The sequence below is a fragment of the Pseudomonas sp. Marseille-Q5117 genome (genome assembly GCF_946901175.1).
In the GTDB taxonomy this organism is placed as follows: Bacteria; Pseudomonadota; Gammaproteobacteria; order Pseudomonadales; family Pseudomonadaceae; genus Aquipseudomonas; species Aquipseudomonas iranensis.
Genome location: NZ_CAMPPP010000003.1, coordinates 343,106 through 364,516, shown reverse-complemented (window position 1 = coordinate 364,516; position 21,411 = coordinate 343,106). Strand labels below are relative to the sequence as shown.

The following is a 21,411-nucleotide window of genomic DNA, read 5'->3' as shown; positions in this document are numbered from 1 at the left end:
AGGAAGCCAACACAATGAGCACTAGCGCAGCACAAGAGAAGAGCGCCGGCAACGGCGAGTACAGCATTCTCGACAGCATCATCGCCGAAACCCGTCTGACTCCGGACGACGAAGCCTACGACATCGCCAAGCGCGGTGTGTCGGCGTTCATCGAAGAACTGCTCAAGCCGCAGAACAACGGTGAGCCGGTCAAGAAAGCCATGGTTGACCGCATGATCGCCGAGATCGATGCCAAGCTCAGCCGCCAGATGGACGAGATCCTGCACCACCCGGATTTCCAGGCGCTGGAATCGTCGTGGCGTGGTCTGCAGTTGCTGGTCGACCGCACCAACTTCCGCGAAAACATCAAGATCGAAATCCTCAACGTCTCCAAAGAAGACCTGCTGGACGATTTCGAAGATTCGCCGGAAGTCATGCAGTCGGGCCTGTACAAGCACATCTACACCGCTGAATACGGCCAGTTCGGTGGTCAGCCTGTGGGCGCGATCATCGCCAACTACTACATGTCGCCAAGCTCGCCAGACGTCAAGCTGATGCAGTACGTGGCCAGCGTTTCGTGCATGTCCCACGCGCCGTTCATCGCTGCCGCTGGGCCGAAATTCTTCGGCCTGGAAAGCTTCACCGGCCTGCCGGATCTGAAAGATCTGAAAGACCACTTCGAAGGCCCGCAATTCGCCAAATGGCAGAGCTTCCGTACCTCGGAAGACTCGCGCTACGTTGGCCTGACCGTGCCGCGTTTCCTGCTGCGCAACCCGTACGATCCGGAAGAAAACCCGGTGAAATCGTTCGTGTACAAGGAAACCGTTGCCAACAGCCACGAGCACTACCTGTGGGGCAACACGGCTTACGCGTTCGGCACCAAGCTGACCGACAGCTTCGCCAAATTCCGCTGGTGCCCGAACATCATCGGCCCGCAGAGCGGTGGCGCGGTTGAAGACCTGCCTTTGCACCATTTCGAAAGCATGGGCGAAATCGAAACCAAGATTCCTACCGAAGTATTGGTTTCCGACCGTCGTGAATACGAACTGGCCGAGGAAGGCTTCATTTCCCTGACCATGCGCAAAGGCTCCGACAACGCGGCGTTCTTCTCCGCCAGTTCGGTGCAGAAGCCGAAGTTCTTCGGCATCAGCGCAGAAGGCAAGGCCGCAGAGCTGAACTACAAGCTCGGCACCCAACTGCCGTACATGATGATCGTCAACCGTCTGGCTCACTATTTGAAAGTGTTGCAGCGCGAGCAACTCGGTTCGTGGAAAGAGCGTACCGACCTCGAGCTGGAACTGAACAAGTGGATCCGTCAGTACGTTGCCGACCAGGAAAACCCGAGCGCCGAAGTCCGTGGCCGTCGTCCGCTGCGCGCTGCGCAAGTGATCGTCAGCGACGTTGAAGGCGAGCCGGGCTGGTACCGCGTGAGCTTGAACGTGCGTCCGCACTTCAAGTACATGGGCGCCGATTTCACCCTGTCGCTGGTTGGCAAGCTGGACAAAGAGTAAGAGCGACTCATGGACGGATACGGCAGCCTGTTCGAACGCCTCAATGGCGACGCACAACTACGCAAGGGCAACAGCCTTGAGGCTTGTGCCATGGCGTCAGTGGCTGCCCATCTGGCCAAAATGCTCAGCACCCGGGCCGGCAGCGTGCAAACGCTGGCCGACTACGGGTTGCCCGATCTCAATGACATGCGCCTGAGCCTGCACGATTCCCTGAGTCAGGCCCGTCTGGCTATCGAAAACTTCATCGAAGCCTACGAGCCACGCCTGAGCAACGTGCGTGTCATTTCCCTGCCGCGTGACCACGATCAACTTCGCCTGGCCTTCAGTATCGAAGGCCTGCTGGAAGTCGAGGGTTTCAAGCGTCAGGTCAGTTTCTCCGCGCGCCTGGATGGCAGCGGACAAGTCAAGGTCACCTAAGGAGATCCCCGATGTCTGGCAAACCCGCAGCACGCGTATCCGACCCCACCGCTTGCCCGCTCCCCGGTCACGGCACCAACCCGATCGCCGCCGGTTCCGGCGACGTGTTCTTCGACGGCCTCGCGGCCGCCCGCCAAGGCGATGCCTCTGCGTGTGGTGGTGCGCTGGTCGGCGACCTTGCCACTACCGTTTTGATCAACGGCAAACCGGCTGCGACAGTAGGTTCGGTTGGATCTCACGGCAACAAGGTCACGGCTGGGTCCGGGACGGTGATTATTGGCAATTCGCATACGCCGGCGCCGTTTGTGCCGCCGTTGCCTTTGATCATTCCGGGCTTTGATGCTCAATTCCAACTCAAAAACGGCCTGGGGAACCCGCTAGCGGATACCAAGTACTTACTACGCCGAGCGGATGGATCTCTCGAAAGCGGAATCACCAATGAGTTGGGTCTGACTCACCGCGTGAAGGCACACACAGCCTCCGAAAAAATTGAAGTTTTTATTGAGAGCTGAGGGAGTACTCGTTCATGGCCGAGGCTGAAAAAATCAGTAAGGATGGGCAGGAATATGTGCCAGCGGGCGCGGCCGCGAGCACGAAAACCTCTGATGTTGCGCCAGTAGAGTTGCAAGTTTGCCGCTGTAATGGAAAAGAAGTCACAACGCTGACTGGCTACGACAGTGTCGCTAGCTATACCGGTGAGCTGCCTTCCCCGTTGCAAATAATGTGGTATGTGCCAAAAACCAAAGAAATGCTCAAGGCGAGTTTCTCTGATACAGAAATTCGGGTCTGGATTAAGCAGGCGGCTGAATATTATGGGATCCCGCATATTTTGCTTGCGGTTATTCTTCAGCAGGAGAATGGACCTAAGGGTAGTAAATTTCTGCAAACTATGCAGTTCGGCGAACGGTCGCTGACCACTCTGTTAGCGATTGTCGACAATATGGCTTTTGACGCCGTGCCGGACAAGTTGGCTGGGGGGTCCAGCGGTTTTGCCAACATGAGCCGCGCAACATTGCAGAACTCTGTTAAATACACAGAGAACTATTACTGCAAGAAACCTTTGCCCGAAGACGTTCAGTACCGGATTTTTGGTTGGAATCAGGACACGAGAATCCCGGGTGATGACTGGAAGGCAGACCTCTACTATTGCGCCGGCCATCTACGTGAACTGATTGACCGGGCTACCGGGACTCGTTGTCATTCCGGGGCATTATCCGCAGATCAACTGAAAAAAGTCATTGCTTCCTACAACGGTTCTGGCCCGCTTGCCGAAAAATATTCAAGCGATGCGATGGCGTTATTAGACGCAGCGAAAGCAGGCACTGCGTGGTTGTATTTTTATGAAAAATAAGCTGTCGACGTCTACCACTATTGCGCTTGTTGCCGGAGTTTTGGTTTTGGGGGGCGTCTTGTTGACTAATATTTTCTCTAACTCGCTGATGCTGTTGATGGATCGCGTTAATTTTATTCCTGCGGAATCTTCAATCCTTGCCTTCGAACCCTATGAAATAAATCAAGGGTCGTCCTCTTATTGGATCTACGGCCAGGACGGTGAGAATTATTATTATTTTTCTTATGACGCGGCTGCGCCTTATATTTTTATTTCCAAAGCCAATGTTTGCCAGGGATTTGATCGCTTGAATTTCAAAACATGGTGCAGTGCGAAACAAGGCGCGAAGAGATGATCGGCGAGACAACGATCTACCCATGATTTTTTTTTGCGGAACAGCTCAATGAAAATCAGAGCGTGGCAATGCCTTGGCGCGTTCCTATCTTCGGTCGGTTTGCTGACGATTCTGGTCGGCTTCGCTGTGCTGTTGCGAATGGAAAGCTCGACCGAACCAAAGCTGTTCGCGCATCCAAATGCATTGTGGGTTGGGGCCGAGGATGGCGGGGTATTCGTCGAGATTACGAAGCACGAAGCGCCGGACTACTACGTTGAAATTCGTCACCAGAATGGTGGGATGTGGACTGAGGGTTGGGTTCGATATGGCACCCGGGATAGCCATCCACTCAGCGCTGCGGCCATTGGTGGCTACGGCGGTGAAGAGCTCTATGTCTATACGGGTGCGGCGATCACGCCGCAAAAACAGGGAGTTGGGCAGCGATGAATATCTACTTGCGCCTTGCACTTTGCTTGGCGATCCATGCGGCGGGCTGCGTGGCCTACGTGTTTCTGAATAACGCAGTCGTTGTAGCCTACAAGGCATTCAACGGCGGATTCACGTCCCGCGGTGTGGCATACGGTATTGCCCACTATATGTTCATTTACATCTTTCTCGGGGTGAACGCATTGGCCGCAATTATCCCGAACCTGTGGGCCAAGCTCGGTCTGCTTGCTCTGATGGTTGTCTGGATTCTGTTCATAACGGTGCCCCACAACCCACTACGTGCGCTGTTCTACACCGTGGCCCAAGGCGGAGTCACGTTGTTGGCGATTCTGGTCACGCAGGTCATCGAATTGCGTTGGGAAAAATGTGTGCTGATGCGACGGAACTCGCTTGTGAGCCCTACCCATGCTTAGCCGCGCACAACTGAGCTTCTTCATGGCTGCATTGTGGCTGCCACTGCTGGCCGTGTTGGCGATTACTTCCTATGACCTGTGGAATGGCGAGTATTTAACATCCGAGTCGTCCGGAATTTATTGGCAGTTCCTGTTGTGGTGGGGCGTTCCCGGGCTTCTGGGTTTCTCGCTGTGGATGTCCCGATCGGCGCGGCGCCGGAACGAGCAACAGGCATTGCGGATGGTTTGGTGGGCGCCAGTGAAGTTCATCCCGTTCTATGCCGTGCCCTGGATGCTGTATGGCTTGTTCAGTCTGATCGTCCGTCCGCTGAATGATGCTTACATGGCGTACGGCTGGATCTCGGTTGTGCCGTTCCTGCTGATTGGCGGCTATGTCTGTGCCGGCGTGACGGTCGCGCTCTACAGGATTTTTTTTTGATGAGTTCCACTACCAGGCAGGTACCCCGTGTCCTTTAACCACTACTACCAAAGCGAACTCACCGCACTGCGCCAGCTCGGTCGTCGTTTCGCCGAGCGTAGTCCGGCGCTGGCGCCGTATCTGGGGCAGGCCGGGCGGGATCCGGATGTGGAGCGGTTGCTCGAAGGCTTTGCGTTCCTCACCGGGCGGCTGCGGCAGAAGCTCGATGACGAACTGCCGGAGCTCAGCCATTCGCTGATGCAGCTGCTGTGGCCGAACTACATGCGCCCGCTGCCGGCGTTCAGCATTCTGCAGTTTGATCCGCTCAAGCGTTCCGGGCCGGCGCTGTTGGTTGAGCGCGATACGCCGATCGAGAGCAAGCCGATCGAAGACGTGCGCTGCCGTTTCCGCACCTGTTACCCGACCGAAGTCTTGCCGCTGGATCTGGCTGCGCTGAATTACTCGGTGAAGGGCGATGGCTCGCTGCTCAGCCTGCGCCTGGAAATGAGCGCTGACGGCCACCTCGGCGAACTGCAGCTGAGCAAGTTGCGCCTGCACTTTGCCGGTGAGCGCTACATCAGCCAGATGCTCTACCTGAGCCTGCTGCGCAACCTCGACGGCATCGAACTGATCCCGCTCGACGGCGCCGGCAAGCCGATTGAGGGCGTCAGCGGCAAGCCGATGGCGTTCAAGATTCCCGGCGACCGGGTCAAACCGGTGGGCTTTGCCGAAGAAGAAGCGTTGATCCCGTATCCGCTGAACACCTTCCGTGGCTATCGCTACCTGCAGGAATACTTCGCCTTCCAGGACAAGTTCCTGTTCGTCGACGTCAACGGTCTGGACATTCTCAAGGCGCTGCCGGAAGACACCCTCAAGCAGATGCGCGGCCTCGAATTGCGTTTCGACATTCGCAAGAGCGGCATCATGCGCATGCGGCCGACCCTGGATAACGTCAAGCTGTTCTGCACGCCGATCGTCAATCTGTTCGAGCACGACGCGCTGCCGATTCGTCTCGATGGCAAGCAGGACGAATACCTGTTGCTGCCGGCCGAATACGACCTGGAAAACTGTGGCGTGTTCTCGGTGGAAACGGTCACTGGCTGGAAGCCCGGCGGCCTCGGTTATCAGGAGTACGTGCCGTTCGAATCCTTCGAACACGACCCAAGTTTCGACGTGCCCAACAGCCGTCCGCATTACAGCATTCGCCAGCGTTCTTCCTTGCTGCACGACGGCCTCGACACTTACCTGAGCTTCGGCATCCGCCACACCGAAGCCCACGAAACCCTGTCGATCGAGCTGATGTGCACCAACCAGAACCTGCCGAAAAAGCTCAAGCTCGGCGACATCTGCATGGCCAGCGAGCAGACCCCGGAATTCCTCAGTTTCCGCAACATCACCCCGGCCACCCCGAGCTTCGCGCCGCCGCTGAACCGCGACTTCCTGTGGAAGCTGATCAGCAACATGTCGCTTAACTATCTGTCGCTGGCGGACGTCAATGCGTTGAAGGTGATTCTGGAAACCTACGACCTGCCGCGCTACTACGACCAGCACGCGGAGAAGGTCAGCAAGCGCCTGCTCGGCGGCCTCAAGCACATCAAACATCATCACGTCGACCGGCTGCATCGCGGTCTGCCGGTGCGCGGTTTGCGCACCGAACTGACCATCGACCCGGAAGGCTATATCGGCGAGGGCGACCTGTTCGTCTTCGCTTCGGTTCTCAACGAGTTTTTCGCGCTTTACGCCAGTCTCAATTCATTCCATGAGCTGCGGGTAAAAAGCACACAGGGAGAGGTGTACCAATGGACACCACGTATGGGCCTGCAGCCCCTGCTTTAAGCGGGCTGACCAAGGTAATACGCGAGTACTCGCTGTTTCAGGCCGTGCTGTTGGTGATCGACCGGCTGCGCGAGGCACACCCGCATCTGAGCGAAGACGATCTGTACGATCAGGTCGAGTTCCAGGCCAACCCGAGCCTGGGTTTTCCGCGCAGCGACGTCGATCGCGTGGAGTTTTTCGAAGAGCACGGCAAGATGCGCGCGCGCGTGCGTTTCAACCTGATCGGCCTGGTCGGCTCCGGTTCGCCGTTGCCGGCGTTCTATGGCGAGCAGGCCCTGGGCGACAGCGAGGACGGCAACCCGACGCGCAACTTCCTCGACCTGTTCCACGTCGCTGATGCTGATCGAGCGCTACCGCGCGAGCTTCGTTTCCGGCGCACTTTGCGCTGATCGGCCTGGGTGGCGACGAGATCCGCAAGGCCAAGGAACTCAACTGGAAACGCTACGCCTGTCAGTTTGCGCACGGCGCGCTGCGGCCGTTGCGTTACACTTCAAGCACGGACGGTCATCGGCATTCGAGCGCCGCGTGGAAATTCTCGACGAGCAGCGCAATCGTTTGGGCCGTGCCAACAGCGTACTCGGCGAAGACCTGGTGCTGGGCGAACACGTGCGCGATCGCAGCGGCAAATTCCGCATTCACATCACCGAACTCGACTGGCAGCGATTCCATGAATTCCTGCCGATCGGTTTCGGTTACCAGCCGCTCTGCGCGCTGGTGCGGTTCACCTTGCGTGACCCGCTCGATTACGACATTCGCCTGGTCCTGCGCCAGGAAGAAATCCGCGAACTGCGCATCGGTGAGCAGAACGCCTGTCGCCTCGGTTGGACCAGTTGGCTGGGCCGCGAAAAAGCGGACGGCGTGGTGACCCTGGGCAGCAAAATTCATTAAGGACGTGAGCCATGATCAACGTAGACCTGCAACAACTCATCCAGGCGCTGGACGCCGAAACCCGTCGTGATCTGGAACGTTCGGCCGAGCGTTGCGTCGCCCGTGGCGGCAGCAAGATCCTCGTCGAAGACTTGCTGCTGGGCTTGCTCGAGCGCCCGAACGGCTTGCTGTCGCGCGCGCTGCAAGATGCTGACGTCGACGCCGGTGAACTGACCGCTGCATTGCAATCGCGGGTCGAACACAGCGCTTCGCGCAACCCGGTATTCGCTCCGGAACTGGTGCAATGGCTGCAAGACGCGCTGCTGGTGGCCAACCTCGAGCTGGGCCAGACCCAGGTCGAAGACGCCGCGCTGATCCTGGCGTTGCTGCGCAACCCGATGCGTTATGCCGGCAGCCGCTATCAACCGCTGCTCGCCAAGTTGAACATCGATCGCCTGAAGGAATTTGCCCTGTCGCAACAGGAGCAGCCGGCGGCCAATGGCAAACCGGCGGCGCGAGGCGAGTCGCTGTTGCAGCGCTTCACCCACAACCTGACCCAACAGGCCCGCGACGGCAAACTCGACCCGGTGCTGTGCCGCGATGGCGCGATCCGGCAGATGGTCGACATCCTCGCCCGTCGCCGCAAGAACAACCCGATCGTCGTCGGTGAAGCCGGTGTCGGCAAGACCGCGATCGTCGAAGGTCTGGCCTCGCGCATCGCTGCCGGTGAAGTGCCACAAGTGCTCAAAGGCGTTGAATTGCTCTCGCTGGACATGGGCCTGTTGCAGGCCGGCGCCAGCGTCAAAGGTGAATTCGAGCGTCGTTTGAAAGGCGTGATCGACGAAGTCAAAGCCTCGCCGAAACCAATCATCCTGTTCATCGACGAAGCCCATACCCTGATCGGTGCTGGCGGCAACGCTGGCGGTTCCGATGCGGCCAACCTGCTGAAACCGGCGCTGGCCCGTGGCGAACTGCGCACCATCGCCGCGACGACCTGGGCCGAGTACAAAAATACTTCGAGAAAGACCCGGCGCTGGCCCGTCGTTTCCAGCCCGTGCAACTGCACGAACCGACTGTCAGCGAAGCAGTGACCATTCTGCGTGGTCTGGCTCAGGTCTACGAGAAGAGCCACGGCATCTACCTGCGCGATGACGCGGTGGTGTCCGCTGCTGAATTGTCCGCGCGTTACCTGGCCGGTCGGCAACTGCCGGACAAGGCCGTCGACGTCCTCGACACCGCTTGCGCCCGCGTGCGCATCAGCCTCGCTGCGGCCCCGGAAAGTCTGGAGCGCCTGCGTGGCGAACTGGCTGAAGGCGGCCGTCAGCGCCAGGCCCTGCGTCGCGATGCCGAGGCCGGTCTGCTGATCGACCACGAAGCGCTGGAGGCACTGGAAGCGCGGCTGGACGAAGCCGAAAGCGAGATGGTTGCGCTCGAGACCTTGTGGACTGAGCAAAAAGAACTGGCCGAGCGCCTGCTGGAACTGCGTCAGCAACTGGCCAAGGCCCGCGAAGCCGCAGCCGTCGAGCCGACCGTCAGCGTTGAAGAAGACGCCGAAGGCACCGTGATTGAAACTGTGGTCGCCGAAGTCGAAGAAGGCCAGAGCGTCGAAGCGCTGGAAGCTCAGCTGCATGAAACCCACGCCGCGTTGACCGCTGCGCAAGTCAAAGAACGCCTGGTCAGCTTCGAAGTCTGCCCGCGTCTGGTTGCCGAAGTGATCAGCGCCTGGACCGGTGTGCCGCTGGCGCAACTGGCCCGCGAGCACAACGCCAAGGTCGCCAGTTTCGCCACCGATCTGCGCACACGCATCCGTGGTCAGGAGCAAGCCGTGCATGCGCTGGATCGTTCGATGCGCGCAACCGCTGCCGGTCTGAACAAGCCTGATGCACCGGTCGGTGTGTTCCTGCTGGTCGGCCCGAGCGGCGTCGGCAAGACCGAAACCGCGCTGGCCCTGGCGGACCTGCTGTACGGCGGCGACCGCTTCATCACCACCATCAACATGTCCGAGTTTCAGGAGAAGCACACCGTCTCGCGCCTGATCGGTGCGCCACCGGGCTACGTCGGTTACGGCGAGGGCGGCATGCTCACCGAAGCCGTGCGCCAGAAGCCGTATTCGGTGGTGTTGCTCGATGAAGTCGAGAAGGCCGACCCGGACGTGCTCAACCTGTTCTACCAAATCTTCGACAAAGGCGTGGCCAACGATGGCGAAGGTCGCGAGATCGACTTCCGCAACACGTTGATCCTGATGACCTCGAACCTCGGTAGCGACAAGATCAGCGAACTCTGCGAAGACGGCGCGCGGCCGACCGCCGAAGTGCTCGAAGAAACCATTCGCCCGGTGCTCAGCAAACACTTCAAACCGGCGCTGCTGGCGCGGATGAAAGTGGTGCCGTACTACCCGGTGGGCGGGCCGGTGCTGCGCGAGCTGATCGAGATCAAACTCGGCCGTCTAGGCGAGCGCCTGAACCGTCGTCAGCTGGAGTTCAGCTGGTGCCAGAACCTCGTCGATCATCTGTCCGAGCGCTGCACGCAAAGCGAAAGCGGCGCGCGCCTGATCGATCATCTGCTCGATCAACACGTGCTGCCGTTGGTGGCCGATCGTCTGCTCGATGCGATGGCGACCGGCGAAAGCCTCAAGCGTGTGCATGCCACGCTCGACGGCAACTCCAGCGTGACCTGCGAGTTCGTCTGAGGTGGGCGTGATGTTCACTCAAGTGCCGCAGCCACTGGTCTATGCCGAAGCGTTGCTGGCGCAGTTCGCCAGTCTTTCGCGCGCGGCGGACAGTGCTGCGCTGCTGAGTGAATTCGTCCGTGGCCTGGCCGAACTGAGTGGCTGCGAACTGACGCAGCTGTATCTGCTCGACGCCACCCACACCTGCCTGGGGATGAATGCCGAGTGCCTCGACGGCGCGCTGCAACCGCGTCAGGCGGCGAGCCTGCCGGCGGATTACAACGGTGAACAACTGCTGCAATTCGCCCTGTGCCAGAACCGCGTGGTGTGCCTCGACGACCTGACCGGCAGCCTGCACGAAACCAGTTTTCTGCCAGCGGCGAGCACGCCGTGGCAGTCGCTGTTGTGCGTGCCGCTGGTCAATCAGCACAAGTCGGTTGAGGGCTTGCTGCTGTGTGCCAGTCGTCGTCGCACTGACTTGCAGGGTTTCGCCGACTCCCTTGGCCAGCTCGGCTCGTTCGTGCTCGGCCAACTGCATCTGCTGCAACGCCTGCGTCAGCCAGCCGCCGAATCGGCCACCGCCACTCGCAGTGTGCCGAGCATCAGTGGCTACGGCCTGATCGGCAAAAGCGCGGCGATGCGCCAGACCTACTCGCTGATCAGCAAGATCCTCCACAGCCCGTACACCGTGCTGTTGCGTGGCGAGACCGGCACCGGCAAGGAAGTGGTGGCGCGGGCGATTCACGATTGCGGCCCGCGTCGCTCCCAGGCGTTCATCGTGCAGAACTGCGCGGCGTTCCCGGAAAACCTGCTGGAAAGCGAGCTGTTCGGCTATCGCAAAGGCGCCTTCACTGGTGCCGATCGCGATCGTGCGGGGCTGTTCGACGCGGCCAATGGCGGCACGTTGCTGCTCGATGAAATCGGCGACATGCCGTTGTCGCTGCAAGCGAAGATTCTGCGCGTGTTGCAGGAAGGCGAGATCCGTCCGCTGGGTTCCAACGACACGCACAAAATCGACGTGCGCATCATCGCCGCGACGCACCGTGATCTGGCGGCGCTGGTCAGCGAAGGCAAGTTCCGCGAGGACTTGTACTACCGCCTCGCACAATTCCCGATCGAGCTGCCGGCCCTGCGTCAGCGCGAAGGCGACATCCTCGATCTGGCCCGGCATTTCGCCGAGAAGACCTGCACGTTTTTGCAGCGTGACCCGGTGCGCTGGTCGGATTCGGCACTGGAGCATCTGTGCGGCTACAACTTCCCCGGCAACGTTCGCGAACTCAAGGCACTGGTCGAGCGCGCGGTGTTGCTCTGCGAGGGCGGCGAGTTGCTCGCCGAGCATTTTTCCCTGCGCCTGGAAGCGATGCCCGAGGACAACAGCGGCCTGAATCTGCGCGAACGCCTGGAGCAAGTCGAGCGCACATTGCTGCTCGATTGCCTACGCAAGAACGACGGCAACCAGACCCTCGCCGCCCGCGAGCTGGGCCTGCCACGGCGCACGCTGCTGTACCGCCTCGGGCGCCTGAATATCAATTTGGGTGACTTTGATGGTTGAGCTACAGCACTTCTTCGAACCCAACACATACCCTGTGGCGAGAGGATTTATCCCCGTCCGGCTGCGCAGCAGTCGCAGTCCGGTACATACGGTTTCACTGAGAAATCGCGCTGGCAGGTTATGGGGGCGCTGCGCACCCCAACGGGGACAAGTCCCCTCGCCACGGGAGGTCGCCGTACCTCCAGACTATGGCTCAAGGCCCCGATCTAGAGGCTTCGAGCCCACCTCAAGAACTTATTTCAGCGCCGCCCGCAAGGGTCGGCGCTTTGTGCTTTGTCTACACCTGGAGACCCTCTGATGTCTGTTCGTCACTGGCACGCTGTCCTGCTGACCCTCGTCGTTCTATGCGGCCTTGGCGGCTGTAGCGGCAATTACAAATTCAACGACAACGACTATCGCCCGTTGGGTGATCCGCAAGCGGTCAATCGCGGCAAGTGACCGCAAGGAGCATCAAACATGGAATTGGTTTTCGAAATGCTGAACACCAAGCAGTTCGTGCCCACCGAGTTGTGCCAGCGGACCTTCAAACAGGCCGGTGGCGTGATCGGGCGCGGCGAGGACTGTGACTGGATCATCCCTGACCGCAAGCGGCACCTGTCCAATCATCACGCGATTGTCAGCTACCGCGAGGGCTCGTTCTTCCTTACCGACACCAGCAGCAACGGTGTTCAGGACGGCAGCAGCGGCGCACGCCTGCACAAGGGCGAGCCGGTGCGCATCGAGCACGGCAGCACCTACATTCTCGGCGACTTCGAGATCCGCGCGCGGCTGGTCCGTGACCCGGCCACTTTCGACGGCGAAGTCGGCCGCCCGCGCGCCGCTGGCAGCATCATTCCGGACGACGCGTTTCTTGACCTCGACCCGCTCAACGCCCTCGAACAGCAAGAGCGCGTGTACTCGGAAATCGACGAACTGCTGTCGCCTACCGCCAAGCCCGAAGATTCCCGTCAGCGTGCCGACTACGCGCGCATCGACATGGAAAGCCTGATGGTCCCGGAGCTGATTGCCGCCCCGGTCGAGCCTGAGCCGGCGCCTGCGCCGAAAGCCGTCGAGCGTCAGAGCGAAGGCTTCTGGGAGCACTTCGGCGCGGCGCTCGGCGTCGACGTCAAAGGCCTCAGCCACGACGAACGCGAAGCGTTGGCGCTCAACACTGCGCGCCTGCTGCGCCAGAGCATCGGCGGTTTGCAGCAAAGCCTGCGTACCCGCTCCGAGCTGAAAAACGAATTGCGTCTGGCCCAGACCACCGTGCAAGGCACCAACAAGAACCCGCTGAAATTCGCCGTCGATCCGAGCGAAGCACTGCAGATTCTGTTGCAGCCAAGCAAGCCTGGCCATCTGCCCGCCGAGCAAGCGATCTCCCGCGCATTCCGCGACCTGCAGGCGCATCAAGTGGCACTGCTGACCGCCAGTCGCGCTGCTGTGCGTGGCACGCTGGAGCACTTCTCGCCGGAGCAGCTGACCCTGCGTTTCGAGCGTGACAGCAAGCCATTGATCGCCACGTCGGGCGGGCGCTGGAGAGCATTCGGCCGCTACCACCAGGCACTGCGTCAGGACGATGACTGGAGCGAGCGTCTGCTGGCCCGCGACTTTGCTCAGGCTTACGAAGAACAGATTCGTCTGATCTCCACCCTCCACACCGACCACCAAGGATGATGCGCATGTCTCGCCGCTCGACCGCTTTTTTCAAGACGCTGACTGCGCTCACCGTGCTGGTGCTGCTCGCCGGTTGCTCGTCGCTGTCGCCATACTCGAAAGTGACCAAGATCAACCTCAAGCTGACCGGCAGCGATCAGCTCAACCCGGACCTCAATGGTCGGCCGTCGCCGATCGTCGTGCGTCTGTTCGAACTCAAGCACCCGGTGACCTTCGAGAACGCTGATTTCTTCAGCCTCTACGAACGCGCCAAGGAATCCCTCAACCCGGATCTGGTGGCCAGCGAAGAACTCGAACTGCGCCCGGGTGAAACCGTGGAACTGAAACTCAGCGTGGAGGAGGGCAGCCGTTACGTGGGCATCCTCGCTGCTTATCGCGACCTGCCGGATACGCAATGGCGCCACACCGTGCAGATCACTCCGCTGGAACTCACCGAGGCTGATCTGACCCTCGATCAGGCCGGTATCCGCAACACCCAACAAGTGCTCGCCAAGGCGGATGACTGATCATGAACACCCATAAAGTCATTTGGCAGGAAGGCATGCTGCTGCGACCGCAGCACTTCCAGCACAACGATCGTTACTACGATCACCAGATGAAAACCCGCACGCAATTGCTCGGTGGCTACACCTGGGGTTTTCTCAATCTGGAAATCGACTTGCAGTTCCTCAACATGGGCAAACTGGTGATCAGTGAAGCCTCGGGGATTCTGCCGGACGGCAGCCTGTTCGAACTCGGTGGCAACACCGAGCCGTTGGCGCTGGACGTGCCGCCAAACACCGGCAACACGCCGATCTATCTGGCGCTGCCGCTGGTCACCGGCAACCACATCGAGGCCCGGCGCCCGGAGCAATCCGACGTGCTCGCGCGCTACACCGCCTATGACGCCGAAGTCGCCGACTCCAACGCCGGCGACGATTCCGCCAGTCAGGTCAGCTGCGGTCGCCCGGATTTCAAACTGCTGCTCGGCGAGCAGCAGAGCGATCAGGCCTACGTGAAGCTGAAGATCTGCGACGTGCTCGACACCACGCCCGACGGCGTGATCAGCCTCGACCCGGATTTCGTCCCGACCTACATTCAGGCCCACGCCTCCAGCTACCTGCTGTCGTGCCTGAAAGAAGTCATCAGCATGCTCAGCCACCGTGGCGACACCATCGCCGAGCGGATTCGCTCCAATGGCAAGGTCGGCGGCGCTGAAGTCGGCGACTTCATGATGCTGCAACTGATCAACCGCACCGAACTGCTGCTGCGCCATTACCTCGGTCTGGAACAAGTGCATCCGGAAGAGTTGTACCGCACGCTGCTGACCATGCTCGGCGATCTGGCGACCTTCTCCGGCGAGAGCAAACGCCCGCGTCTGGACAGCCGCTATTCCCACGCCGATCAGGGCGCAAGCTTCCGCAAACTGATGGAAGCGATCCGTCAGGTGCTGTCGATGGTGCTCGAACAGCACGCCATCGAGTTGATCCTGCAGGCGCGTCAGTACGGCATCATTGTTTCGCCGTTGCACGACCACAAACTGCTCGGCTCGGCCTCGTTCGTGCTGGCAGCCAGTGCCAACTGCGACTCCGAAGAACTGCGTCAGCGTTTGCCGCAGCACCTCAAGGTCGGCCCGGTGGAGCGCATCCGCCAACTGGTCAACCTCCACTTGCCGGGGATCAAGGTCAAACCGTTGCCGGTGGCACCACGGCAGATCGCGTTCCACTCGAACAAAACCTATTTCATTCTCGAACTCAGTTCCGAAGACCTGGCACAACTCGAACGCTCCGGCGGTTTCGCGTTCCACGTGTCCGGCGAATTCGCCGAGCTTGAACTGAAATTCTGGGCCATCAGGAACTGACCGACATGATCAAGGAAACGGATTACAACCAGGACGACAAAACCGTCCTGCTCGACCGTCAGGGCCACGGACCGGCATCGAGTCCGCTGACCGACTTCGCCGCGCCGCCGCGTTTCGAGCAACTGGAAGAACGCATGATCTACGCCGCGCGCCTGCGTCCGGCAGAGGCCTTCAACATCAGCCTCAATTCGTTGGTCGCGGCCTCGTCCGACCTGCTCTCGGAAGTGGTGCGTCTCAAGCACAGCGAGACCCGCGAAGACCTGTACGCGCTAAATGAGCGGCTGACCGCCGGGCTGAAATTGTTTGAAGTGCGCGCCCTGCACAACGGCGCCGAAAGCAGCCAGGTGATGGCCGCGCGTTACGTGCTCTGCACCGTGGTCGACGAAGCCGTCGTGACCACGCCGTGGGGCAACGAAAGCGAGTGGTCGCAGATGAGCCTGCTCAGCAGCTTCCACAACGAAACCTTCGGCGGCGAGAAGTTTTTCCAGCTGCTCGATCGGCTGTCGAAAAACCCGGTCAAGCACCTGCCGATGCTCGAACTGATGTACCTGTGCCTGTCCCTTGGTTTCGAGGGCAAGTACCGCGTACAGGCACGCGGCATGCTTGAGCTTGAAGGCATCCGCGACGCCTTGTACCGGCAGATCCGTCAGTTGCGTGGCGACGTGCCGCGCGAGTTGTCGCCGCACTGGGAAGGTCTCAACGATCAGCGCCGCAACCTGGTGCGCATCGTGCCGGCGTGGATGGTGGTGCTCTTTACTCTGGTCTGCCTGGTGGTGATGTATTCGGGCTTCGCCTGGGTCCTGAGCGAACAACGCGACACCGTTCTGCATCCTTATCAGCCGCTTGATCCAGCCGCGGTGCAACCGCAGGCGCAGCCGTAAAACAGGGACGTGTGATGAAAAAGTTTTTCAAGAAAGTCGGCGCCTTCCTGCGCCAGACCTGGGTCTGGACTCTGCTGCTGGTGCTGTTCGTGGCGCTGCTGGTGTGGTTCGTCGGCCCGTTGTTGGCGGTCGATGATTACAAGTTCTGGGAAAGCGCGACCTCGCGTCTGCTGACCATCAGCGTGCTGTTCCTGATCTGGGGCCTGACCATGGTCTTCGTCAGCTGGCGCGCGGGTATCCGCAAGAAAGCCGAAGAAGAAAGCGAGGACGGTCAGGACCGCATTCGCCGCGAAGAGCTGATCGACGAAGAACAGAAAGAGTTGAAGGCGCGTTTCAAGGACGCGCTGAAAACCCTTAAGACGTCGAGCCTGTATCGCGGTCGCAGCGAGCGCTGGCGCAGTGACTTGCCGTGGTACCTGCTGATCGGTCCGCAGGCCTCGGGCAAAACCAGCCTGCTGGATTTTTCCGGTCTGGAATTTCCGATCAACAAGATCGACCGCAAGCTGACCCGCGACACCCTCGGCACCCGTCATTGCGACTGGTATTTCGCCGATCACGGTGTCCTGATCGACACCGCCGGGCGCTACACCACTCAACCGGACGCCGAAGTCGACGGCAACGCCTGGACCACCCTGCTGGAACTGCTGCGCAAGCGTCGTCGCGGCCGTCCGTTGAACGGCGTGCTGGTGACCATTCCGGTGGAAACCCTCACCGGCGGCAGCGAGCAGGACATCGAGACCCTCGCGCGCCAGGTGCGCAGCCGTTTGCAGGACGTGCATCAGAAACTCCACGTCGATGTGCCGGTGTATCTGGTCCTGAGCAAGGCTGACAAGCTGCTCGGCTTCGACGAGTTCTTCGATCAACTGACCCGCGAAGAAAGCGATCAGGTGCTCGGCACCAGTTTCCGCAAGGATCAGGTCGGCACCGACGTCACGGTCCTGCGCAACGAGTTCGAAGAGCTGCTGCGCCGCCTGAACAGCCAAGTGATCATGCGCATGCACTCCGAGCGCGACACTCAGCGCCGTGGCCGCATCCTCGACTTCCCGCATCAGTTGGGGCAGATCGGCGAGCGTCTGTGCCTGTTCGTCGACATGGCGTTCACCGGCAACCGTTATCAGCGCGCCACGCAACTGCGCGGTTTCTACCTGACCAGCGCGCCACACCTGACCCAGGAAATGGACTCGACTACCGCCGGCATCGGCGCCAGCCTGGGCATGAACGCCGGTGTGCTGCCGACCCTGCGCAGCGGTCGTTCGCGATTCATCCACCACTTGCTCAGCCAAGTGATTTTCCCCGAGGCCGATCTGGCCGGTCTGGACAAGCGCGAGCGCAGCCGCATTCATTGGGGCCAGCGTGCGCTGTACGTCGGCGCACTGGCAGCACTGGCACTGTTCGGCATGCTCTGGGCCGGTGGTTTTTCGGCCAACTACGAGCGTCTGGAAAACCTGCGCACGCTGGCGCAGAACTGGACCCAGCAACGCTCGGCCGTCACGCCGCGTGATGACGCCATGGGCGTGCTGAAAGTCCTCGACACCAGCTACGCCGCGACTCAGGTGTTCCCGAGCAAGGGCGACGTCTCGTACCACGAGCGTGGCGGCCTGTATCAGGGCGAAGAGATCAACCCGGTGGTGAAAACCGCCTACGAGCGTGAGCTGGAAGCGCAGTTGCTGCCACGGGTCGCGACCATGCTTGAGGGGCAGATCCGCGCCAACATGAAGGACCGCGATCGCCTGCTCAACAGCCTGCGTGCGTACCTGATGCTGAACATGAAGGATCGTCGCGACGCGGCGTGGCTCAAGGACTGGGTCGCCACTGACTGGTCGCAGCGCTACACCGGCAACACCGCGGTGCAGAACGGTTTGAACACGCACCTCGAGCGCTTGCTCAAGCAGCCGTTCATTTATCCGCTGAACGATCAACTGGTCACGCAGGCGCGTCAGGTCCTGCGCAGCGAATCGTTGGCCAACGTGGTTTACCGCATGCTCCGCGAGCAGGCGCGCAACCTGCCGGACTACCGCTTCAGCCAGCACCTCGGCCCGCAAGGTTCGTTGTTCATCGGCACGGAATACGTGATCCCGGGTTTCTACACCCAGCAGGGTTATCAGCAGTATTTCTCGGTGCAGGGCGCGGCGCTGGTCACCGATATCCTGCGTGACAACTGGGTGCTGGGCGAAGGCGCGGGCATCAGCGACATGGATTTGCGTCGCCTGATGGTCGAACTCGAGCAGCTGTACTTCCGCGACTACGCCAACTACTGGAGCGAAGCCGTTGGCCAGGTCGCACTGCCACCAATCAGCGACGCTGGCGAAGGCGCCGAGCAACTGGCGGGCCTGACTTCGGCCAACTCGCCGGTCCTCGCATTGCTCACCGAAGTGCGTGAAAACACCCGCTTCGAAGCCGCGGCTGATCCGGTCGATGAAGCCGGCGAAGCTGCCGATGCGCTGGCCGGGCAGAAAGGCAAACTGGGCAAGGTCGGCAAACTCGCCGCGGCTGCCGCCGACAAGGCTTCGGCGCTGAACGTGGCGAAGAACCTGCCGGACACCGCGAAGAAATCCCTGCAACGCCGCTTCGAACCGCTGCATCGTCTGCTCGATGACAACAACGGCCCGGGTGCTGACCTGACGCCAGCGTTCAGCGCGCTCAACGACCTGCAACTGCAACTGGCCGGTCTGGCCCGTTCCAGCACGCCGGAGCAAGCCGCGTTCGAGATGGCCAAGACGCGCATGAGCGGCCAGCGTGATGCGCTGACCAACCTGCGCAATGCCTCCGGTCGTTTGCCGCGTCCGCTGAGCGTGTGGTTCAACGTGCTGGCCGAAGACTCGTGGCGTCTGGTGCTCAACGATGCCTATCAATACCTGAACGGCCGTTATCAGAACGAGCTGTACAGCGTGTACGGCAAAACCATCAGCAAGCGCTATCCGTTCAGCGCCAGCAGCACCAGCGACGTGGCGATCAGCGACTTCCGTGAGTTCTTCCGTGCTCAAGGTACCGTCGACCGCTTCTTCGACAGCTACATGCGTCCGTTCGTCAGCGGCGATCCGGGCAACTACCGCATGCGCAGTGTCGACGGTCACAGCCTGCCGGTATCGAAGGTCTACCTCGATCAGATGGCGGCGGCGCAGACCATTCGCCAGAGCTTCTTCTCGATCAACCCGGCCGAGCCGACCGTGCAGTTCAAGCTCGAGCCGTACACCCTCGATCCGGCGGTCAGCCGCTCCGAATTCAAGTTCGGCGACAAGACCATGGAATACCGTCACGGCCCGATCCTGCCAATGACCTTCAAGTGGCCGACCGATGCTGAAGACGGTCGCACCAGTCTGGTCATGGACAAAATGGCCGGGCGTCCTATCGGGATCGAGAAAAACTCCGGCCCATGGTCGCTGTTCCGTCTGTTCGACCTGATGCAGACCGAGTACCTGAACGGTCGCGACGTGCTGGTGCTGAAGGCGGACGTAGGCGGTCTGCGCGCCAACTACCTGCTGACCAGCCAGCGCACGCCGAACCCGTTCGATATGGGCGTCCTGCGTACCTTCCGTATGCCGGTGCAGCTCTGATGCTGGTGGCCAGTCCCTGGCGCAGCGCGGCGCGTACCGACCCGGGCAAGGTGCGGGCGCGCAACGAAGATGCCTTCCTCGACTCGCCGCAGCACGGGCTGTGGGTGGTCGCGGACGGCATGGGCGGTCATCAGGGTGGCGACATCGCCAGCCAGTTGATCGTCGCAAGCCTGGCTGAGTTGCCGCAACACGAGGACTTCGACGAACGCCTCAAAGCCATCCGCCAGTGCCTGCACTGGCTGAACCGGCGTTTGGGGCAGGAGTTGACCGTCACCGCCGGGCGTCACGACAGCATCATGGGCAGCACCGTCGTCGCGCTGCTGGTGGAAGGCAATCGCGCGGCCTGCATCTGGGCCGGCGACAGTCGTTGCTACATGTGGCGCGGGCAGCGGTTGTATCAGCTGTCCAAGGACCATTCGCTGCAACAGCAACTGATCGACGAACAGCAAATGAGCGTCGAACAGGCGGCAGCGCACCCGGCGGCTCAGGCACTCACCCGAGCCGTCGGCGCCGCCGAGACACTGACCCTGGATGTGCTTGAACTCGAGGTCTATCCGGGCGATGTGTTTTTGCTCTGCAGCGATGGTTTGTATCAGGGCCTGAGCAGCGACGCCCTCGGCAACGCCCTCAGCCTCAGCGCGCCGCACGTGGCGCTGGAACGTTTGTTCGACGGCGCTCTGCGGGGCGCCGCGCGGGACAACCTGACTGCCGTGGTGATCCGCCAATGAGTGAACTCGAATCGCCCATCGATGACCTGCTGATCAGCGAAGAGCAGGCCAGCAACCTGACCTACTTCGCCTTCGCCAAGGGCAACAAGGCCGAACCGTTGCTGGCGCCGACCAAGGCCAGCATCGGTGCGCTGCCGGATGTACTCGCCGGTCGCTACCACCTCGAGCGTCTGCTCGGGGCCGGTGGCATGGGCGCCGTTTACCGGGCGCGGGATCTGCTGCATGAGCAGTTCGGCGATCCCGATCCTTACATTGCGCTGAAACTCCTCAGCGAAGAATTTGCCGAATCGCCGGACGCCAGTGCCTTGCTCTACAGCGAGTTCGCCCTGACCCGACGCCTGCGCCACGACAACGTCGTGCGTGCACACACCTTTGAAGTCGACACCGACTGCCAGCGGGCCTTCATCACCATGGAATACATGCGTGGCCTGACCCTGGACAAATTGCTCTGCGAGCGGCCCCTCGGCCTGCCGTGGCAAGAACTGCGCGACATCGTGCTGCCGCTGCTCGACACGCTGGCCTACGCCCACCGTCGCGGCGTGCTGCACGGTGATCTGAAACCGAGCAACGTCATGCTCAGCGAAGACGGCCTGCGCCTGTTCGACTTCGGTCTGGGACAGGCAGAGGAGGGCACCTTGCCCGGCCTGCCGCACCTGAGCCGCGAGCGCTTCAATGCCTGGACCCCGGGCTACGCCGCCCCCGAACTGCTTGAGGGCCAACCGTTGTCGGCCAGCGCGGACGTGTACGGCGTGGCCTGCGTGATCTATGAACTGGCGAGCGGCAAACACCCGTTCCGCCGCTTGCCCTCGACCCAGGCCCGCGATGAGCATCTGGAGCGCGAGCTGCGCGCGCCAGCGAATCTACCCCAGCACGGCTGGCAAGCGCTGCGAACCGCGCTGAGCTTCAACCCGGCAGAACGCACCATCACTGCCCAACAATTGCGTGACGCCTTGGGCGCCACTTCGTCCTGGCTGCAACGTCTGCGACTTCGGGCGTAACGGATG

The 21,411-nt window shown here is 61.0% G+C and carries 18 protein-coding genes and 2 pseudogenes; all 20 read left to right on the top strand.

The annotated features are described in order from the left end of the window. Window positions 1-14: 14 nt before the first annotated feature. Window positions 15-1,490 (top strand): type VI secretion system contractile sheath large subunit, encoded by a 1,476-nt coding sequence (tssC, locus tag OC605_RS07565; RefSeq protein ID WP_007920272.1) that lies wholly within the window; start codon window positions 15-17, stop codon window positions 1,488-1,490. Window positions 1,491-1,499: 9 nt separating this feature from the next. After that, window positions 1,500-1,907 carry a type VI secretion system baseplate subunit TssE gene (gene tssE / locus OC605_RS07560; RefSeq protein ID WP_007920274.1) on the top strand — a complete coding sequence of 136 codons (408 nt, stop codon included), beginning with the start codon at window positions 1,500-1,502 and terminating at the stop codon, window positions 1,905-1,907. Window positions 1,908-1,918: 11 nt separating this feature from the next. Beyond that, a complete protein-coding gene (locus OC605_RS07555; protein ID WP_186568786.1) occupies window positions 1,919-2,419 on the top strand; it encodes a PAAR domain-containing protein in 501 nt (166 codons plus the stop codon). Window positions 2,420-2,433: 14 nt separating this feature from the next. Then, the gene (locus OC605_RS07550) at window positions 2,434-3,258 is read left to right on the top strand and encodes a hypothetical protein (RefSeq protein ID WP_225927653.1); all 825 of its coding nucleotides are present in this window, start codon (window positions 2,434-2,436) and stop codon (window positions 3,256-3,258) included. Beyond that, complete coding sequence (locus tag OC605_RS07545) at window positions 3,248-3,592, top strand: hypothetical protein (RefSeq protein ID WP_186568787.1); 345 nt, start codon at window positions 3,248-3,250, stop codon at window positions 3,590-3,592. Before OC605_RS07550 ends, OC605_RS07545 begins: the two co-directional genes overlap by 11 nt. 48 nt (window positions 3,593-3,640) lie before the next feature. Then, entirely contained in the window at window positions 3,641-4,018 is a 378-nt protein-coding gene (locus OC605_RS07540) for a hypothetical protein (protein WP_262136614.1), read from the top strand. After that, window positions 4,015-4,431 (top strand): hypothetical protein, encoded by a 417-nt coding sequence (locus OC605_RS07535; protein ID WP_186568789.1) that lies wholly within the window; start codon window positions 4,015-4,017, stop codon window positions 4,429-4,431. The genes OC605_RS07540 and OC605_RS07535 overlap by 4 nt, the downstream gene beginning before the upstream one ends. A 22-nt stretch (window positions 4,432-4,453) precedes the next feature. Then, entirely contained in the window at window positions 4,454-4,849 is a 396-nt protein-coding gene (locus OC605_RS07530; RefSeq protein WP_262136613.1) for a hypothetical protein, read from the top strand. 27 nt (window positions 4,850-4,876) lie between these two features. Continuing rightward, entirely contained in the window at window positions 4,877-6,664 is a 1,788-nt protein-coding gene (gene tssF / locus OC605_RS07525) for a type VI secretion system baseplate subunit TssF (protein ID WP_262136612.1), read from the top strand. Next, a pseudogene (locus tag OC605_RS07520) lies at window positions 6,628-7,552 on the top strand (type VI secretion system baseplate subunit TssG). The gene tssF and the pseudogene OC605_RS07520 overlap by 37 nt, the downstream one beginning before the upstream one ends. An 11-nt stretch (window positions 7,553-7,563) precedes the next feature. Beyond that, window positions 7,564-10,220 (top strand): annotated as a pseudogene (gene tssH / locus OC605_RS07515) (type VI secretion system ATPase TssH). Window positions 10,221-10,230: 10 nt separating this feature from the next. Further along, on the top strand, window positions 10,231-11,751 hold the full coding sequence (locus tag OC605_RS07510) for a sigma-54 interaction domain-containing protein (protein ID WP_206421366.1): 1,521 nt from the start codon (window positions 10,231-10,233) through the stop codon (window positions 11,749-11,751). Window positions 11,752-12,048: 297 nt separating this feature from the next. Then, window positions 12,049-12,189, top strand: coding sequence for a hypothetical protein (locus OC605_RS07505; protein ID WP_003229566.1), 141 nt, complete (start codon window positions 12,049-12,051; stop codon window positions 12,187-12,189). 18 nt (window positions 12,190-12,207) lie between these two features. After that, window positions 12,208-13,404 (top strand): type VI secretion system-associated FHA domain protein TagH, encoded by a 1,197-nt coding sequence (gene tagH / locus OC605_RS07500; protein ID WP_137214425.1) that lies wholly within the window; start codon window positions 12,208-12,210, stop codon window positions 13,402-13,404. A 5-nt stretch (window positions 13,405-13,409) separates the two neighbouring features. Continuing rightward, a complete protein-coding gene (gene tssJ, locus OC605_RS07495; protein WP_016772509.1) occupies window positions 13,410-13,910 on the top strand; it encodes a type VI secretion system lipoprotein TssJ in 501 nt (166 codons plus the stop codon). Window positions 13,911-13,912: 2 nt separating this feature from the next. Beyond that, window positions 13,913-15,244, top strand: a complete 1,332-nt coding sequence (tssK, locus tag OC605_RS07490) for a type VI secretion system baseplate subunit TssK (protein WP_016772510.1) — start codon at window positions 13,913-13,915, stop codon at window positions 15,242-15,244. 5 nt (window positions 15,245-15,249) lie between these two features. After that, the gene (icmH, locus tag OC605_RS07485; protein ID WP_016772511.1) at window positions 15,250-16,125 is read left to right on the top strand and encodes a type IVB secretion system protein IcmH/DotU; all 876 of its coding nucleotides are present in this window, start codon (window positions 15,250-15,252) and stop codon (window positions 16,123-16,125) included. A gap of 14 nt (window positions 16,126-16,139) precedes the next feature. Continuing rightward, on the top strand, window positions 16,140-19,679 hold the full coding sequence (tssM, locus tag OC605_RS07480; protein WP_016772512.1) for a type VI secretion system membrane subunit TssM: 3,540 nt from the start codon (window positions 16,140-16,142) through the stop codon (window positions 19,677-19,679). After that, a complete protein-coding gene (locus OC605_RS07475) occupies window positions 19,679-20,407 on the top strand; it encodes a PP2C family protein-serine/threonine phosphatase (protein ID WP_042608097.1) in 729 nt (242 codons plus the stop codon). Before tssM ends, OC605_RS07475 begins: the two co-directional genes overlap by 1 nt. Further along, complete coding sequence (locus tag OC605_RS07470; protein WP_262136611.1) at window positions 20,404-21,405, top strand: serine/threonine-protein kinase; 1,002 nt, start codon at window positions 20,404-20,406, stop codon at window positions 21,403-21,405. Before OC605_RS07475 ends, OC605_RS07470 begins: the two co-directional genes overlap by 4 nt. The last annotated feature ends 6 nt before the right edge of the window (window positions 21,406-21,411 follow it).

Coding starts and splice junctions, on each gene's coding strand:
- tagH (WP_137214425.1), top strand. CDS start 12,208: ATGGAATTGGTTTTCGAAATGCTGAACACCAAGCAGTTCGTGCCCACC.
- OC605_RS07505 (WP_003229566.1), top strand. CDS start 12,049: ATGTCTGTTCGTCACTGGCACGCTGTCCTGCTGACCCTCGTCGTTCTA.
- OC605_RS07530 (WP_262136613.1), top strand. CDS start 4,454: ATGGCTGCATTGTGGCTGCCACTGCTGGCCGTGTTGGCGATTACTTCC.
- icmH (WP_016772511.1), top strand. CDS start 15,250: ATGATCAAGGAAACGGATTACAACCAGGACGACAAAACCGTCCTGCTC.
- tssC (WP_007920272.1), top strand. CDS start 15: ATGAGCACTAGCGCAGCACAAGAGAAGAGCGCCGGCAACGGCGAGTAC.
- OC605_RS07545 (WP_186568787.1), top strand. CDS start 3,248: ATGAAAAATAAGCTGTCGACGTCTACCACTATTGCGCTTGTTGCCGGA.
- OC605_RS07540 (WP_262136614.1), top strand. CDS start 3,641: ATGAAAATCAGAGCGTGGCAATGCCTTGGCGCGTTCCTATCTTCGGTC.
- OC605_RS07555 (WP_186568786.1), top strand. CDS start 1,919: ATGTCTGGCAAACCCGCAGCACGCGTATCCGACCCCACCGCTTGCCCG.
- OC605_RS07550 (WP_225927653.1), top strand. CDS start 2,434: ATGGCCGAGGCTGAAAAAATCAGTAAGGATGGGCAGGAATATGTGCCA.
- tssK (WP_016772510.1), top strand. CDS start 13,913: ATGAACACCCATAAAGTCATTTGGCAGGAAGGCATGCTGCTGCGACCG.
- OC605_RS07470 (WP_262136611.1), top strand. CDS start 20,404: ATGAGTGAACTCGAATCGCCCATCGATGACCTGCTGATCAGCGAAGAG.
- tssE (WP_007920274.1), top strand. CDS start 1,500: ATGGACGGATACGGCAGCCTGTTCGAACGCCTCAATGGCGACGCACAA.
- OC605_RS07510 (WP_206421366.1), top strand. CDS start 10,231: ATGTTCACTCAAGTGCCGCAGCCACTGGTCTATGCCGAAGCGTTGCTG.
- OC605_RS07475 (WP_042608097.1), top strand. CDS start 19,679: ATGCTGGTGGCCAGTCCCTGGCGCAGCGCGGCGCGTACCGACCCGGGC.
- tssJ (WP_016772509.1), top strand. CDS start 13,410: ATGTCTCGCCGCTCGACCGCTTTTTTCAAGACGCTGACTGCGCTCACC.
- tssM (WP_016772512.1), top strand. CDS start 16,140: ATGAAAAAGTTTTTCAAGAAAGTCGGCGCCTTCCTGCGCCAGACCTGG.
- OC605_RS07535 (WP_186568789.1), top strand. CDS start 4,015: ATGAATATCTACTTGCGCCTTGCACTTTGCTTGGCGATCCATGCGGCG.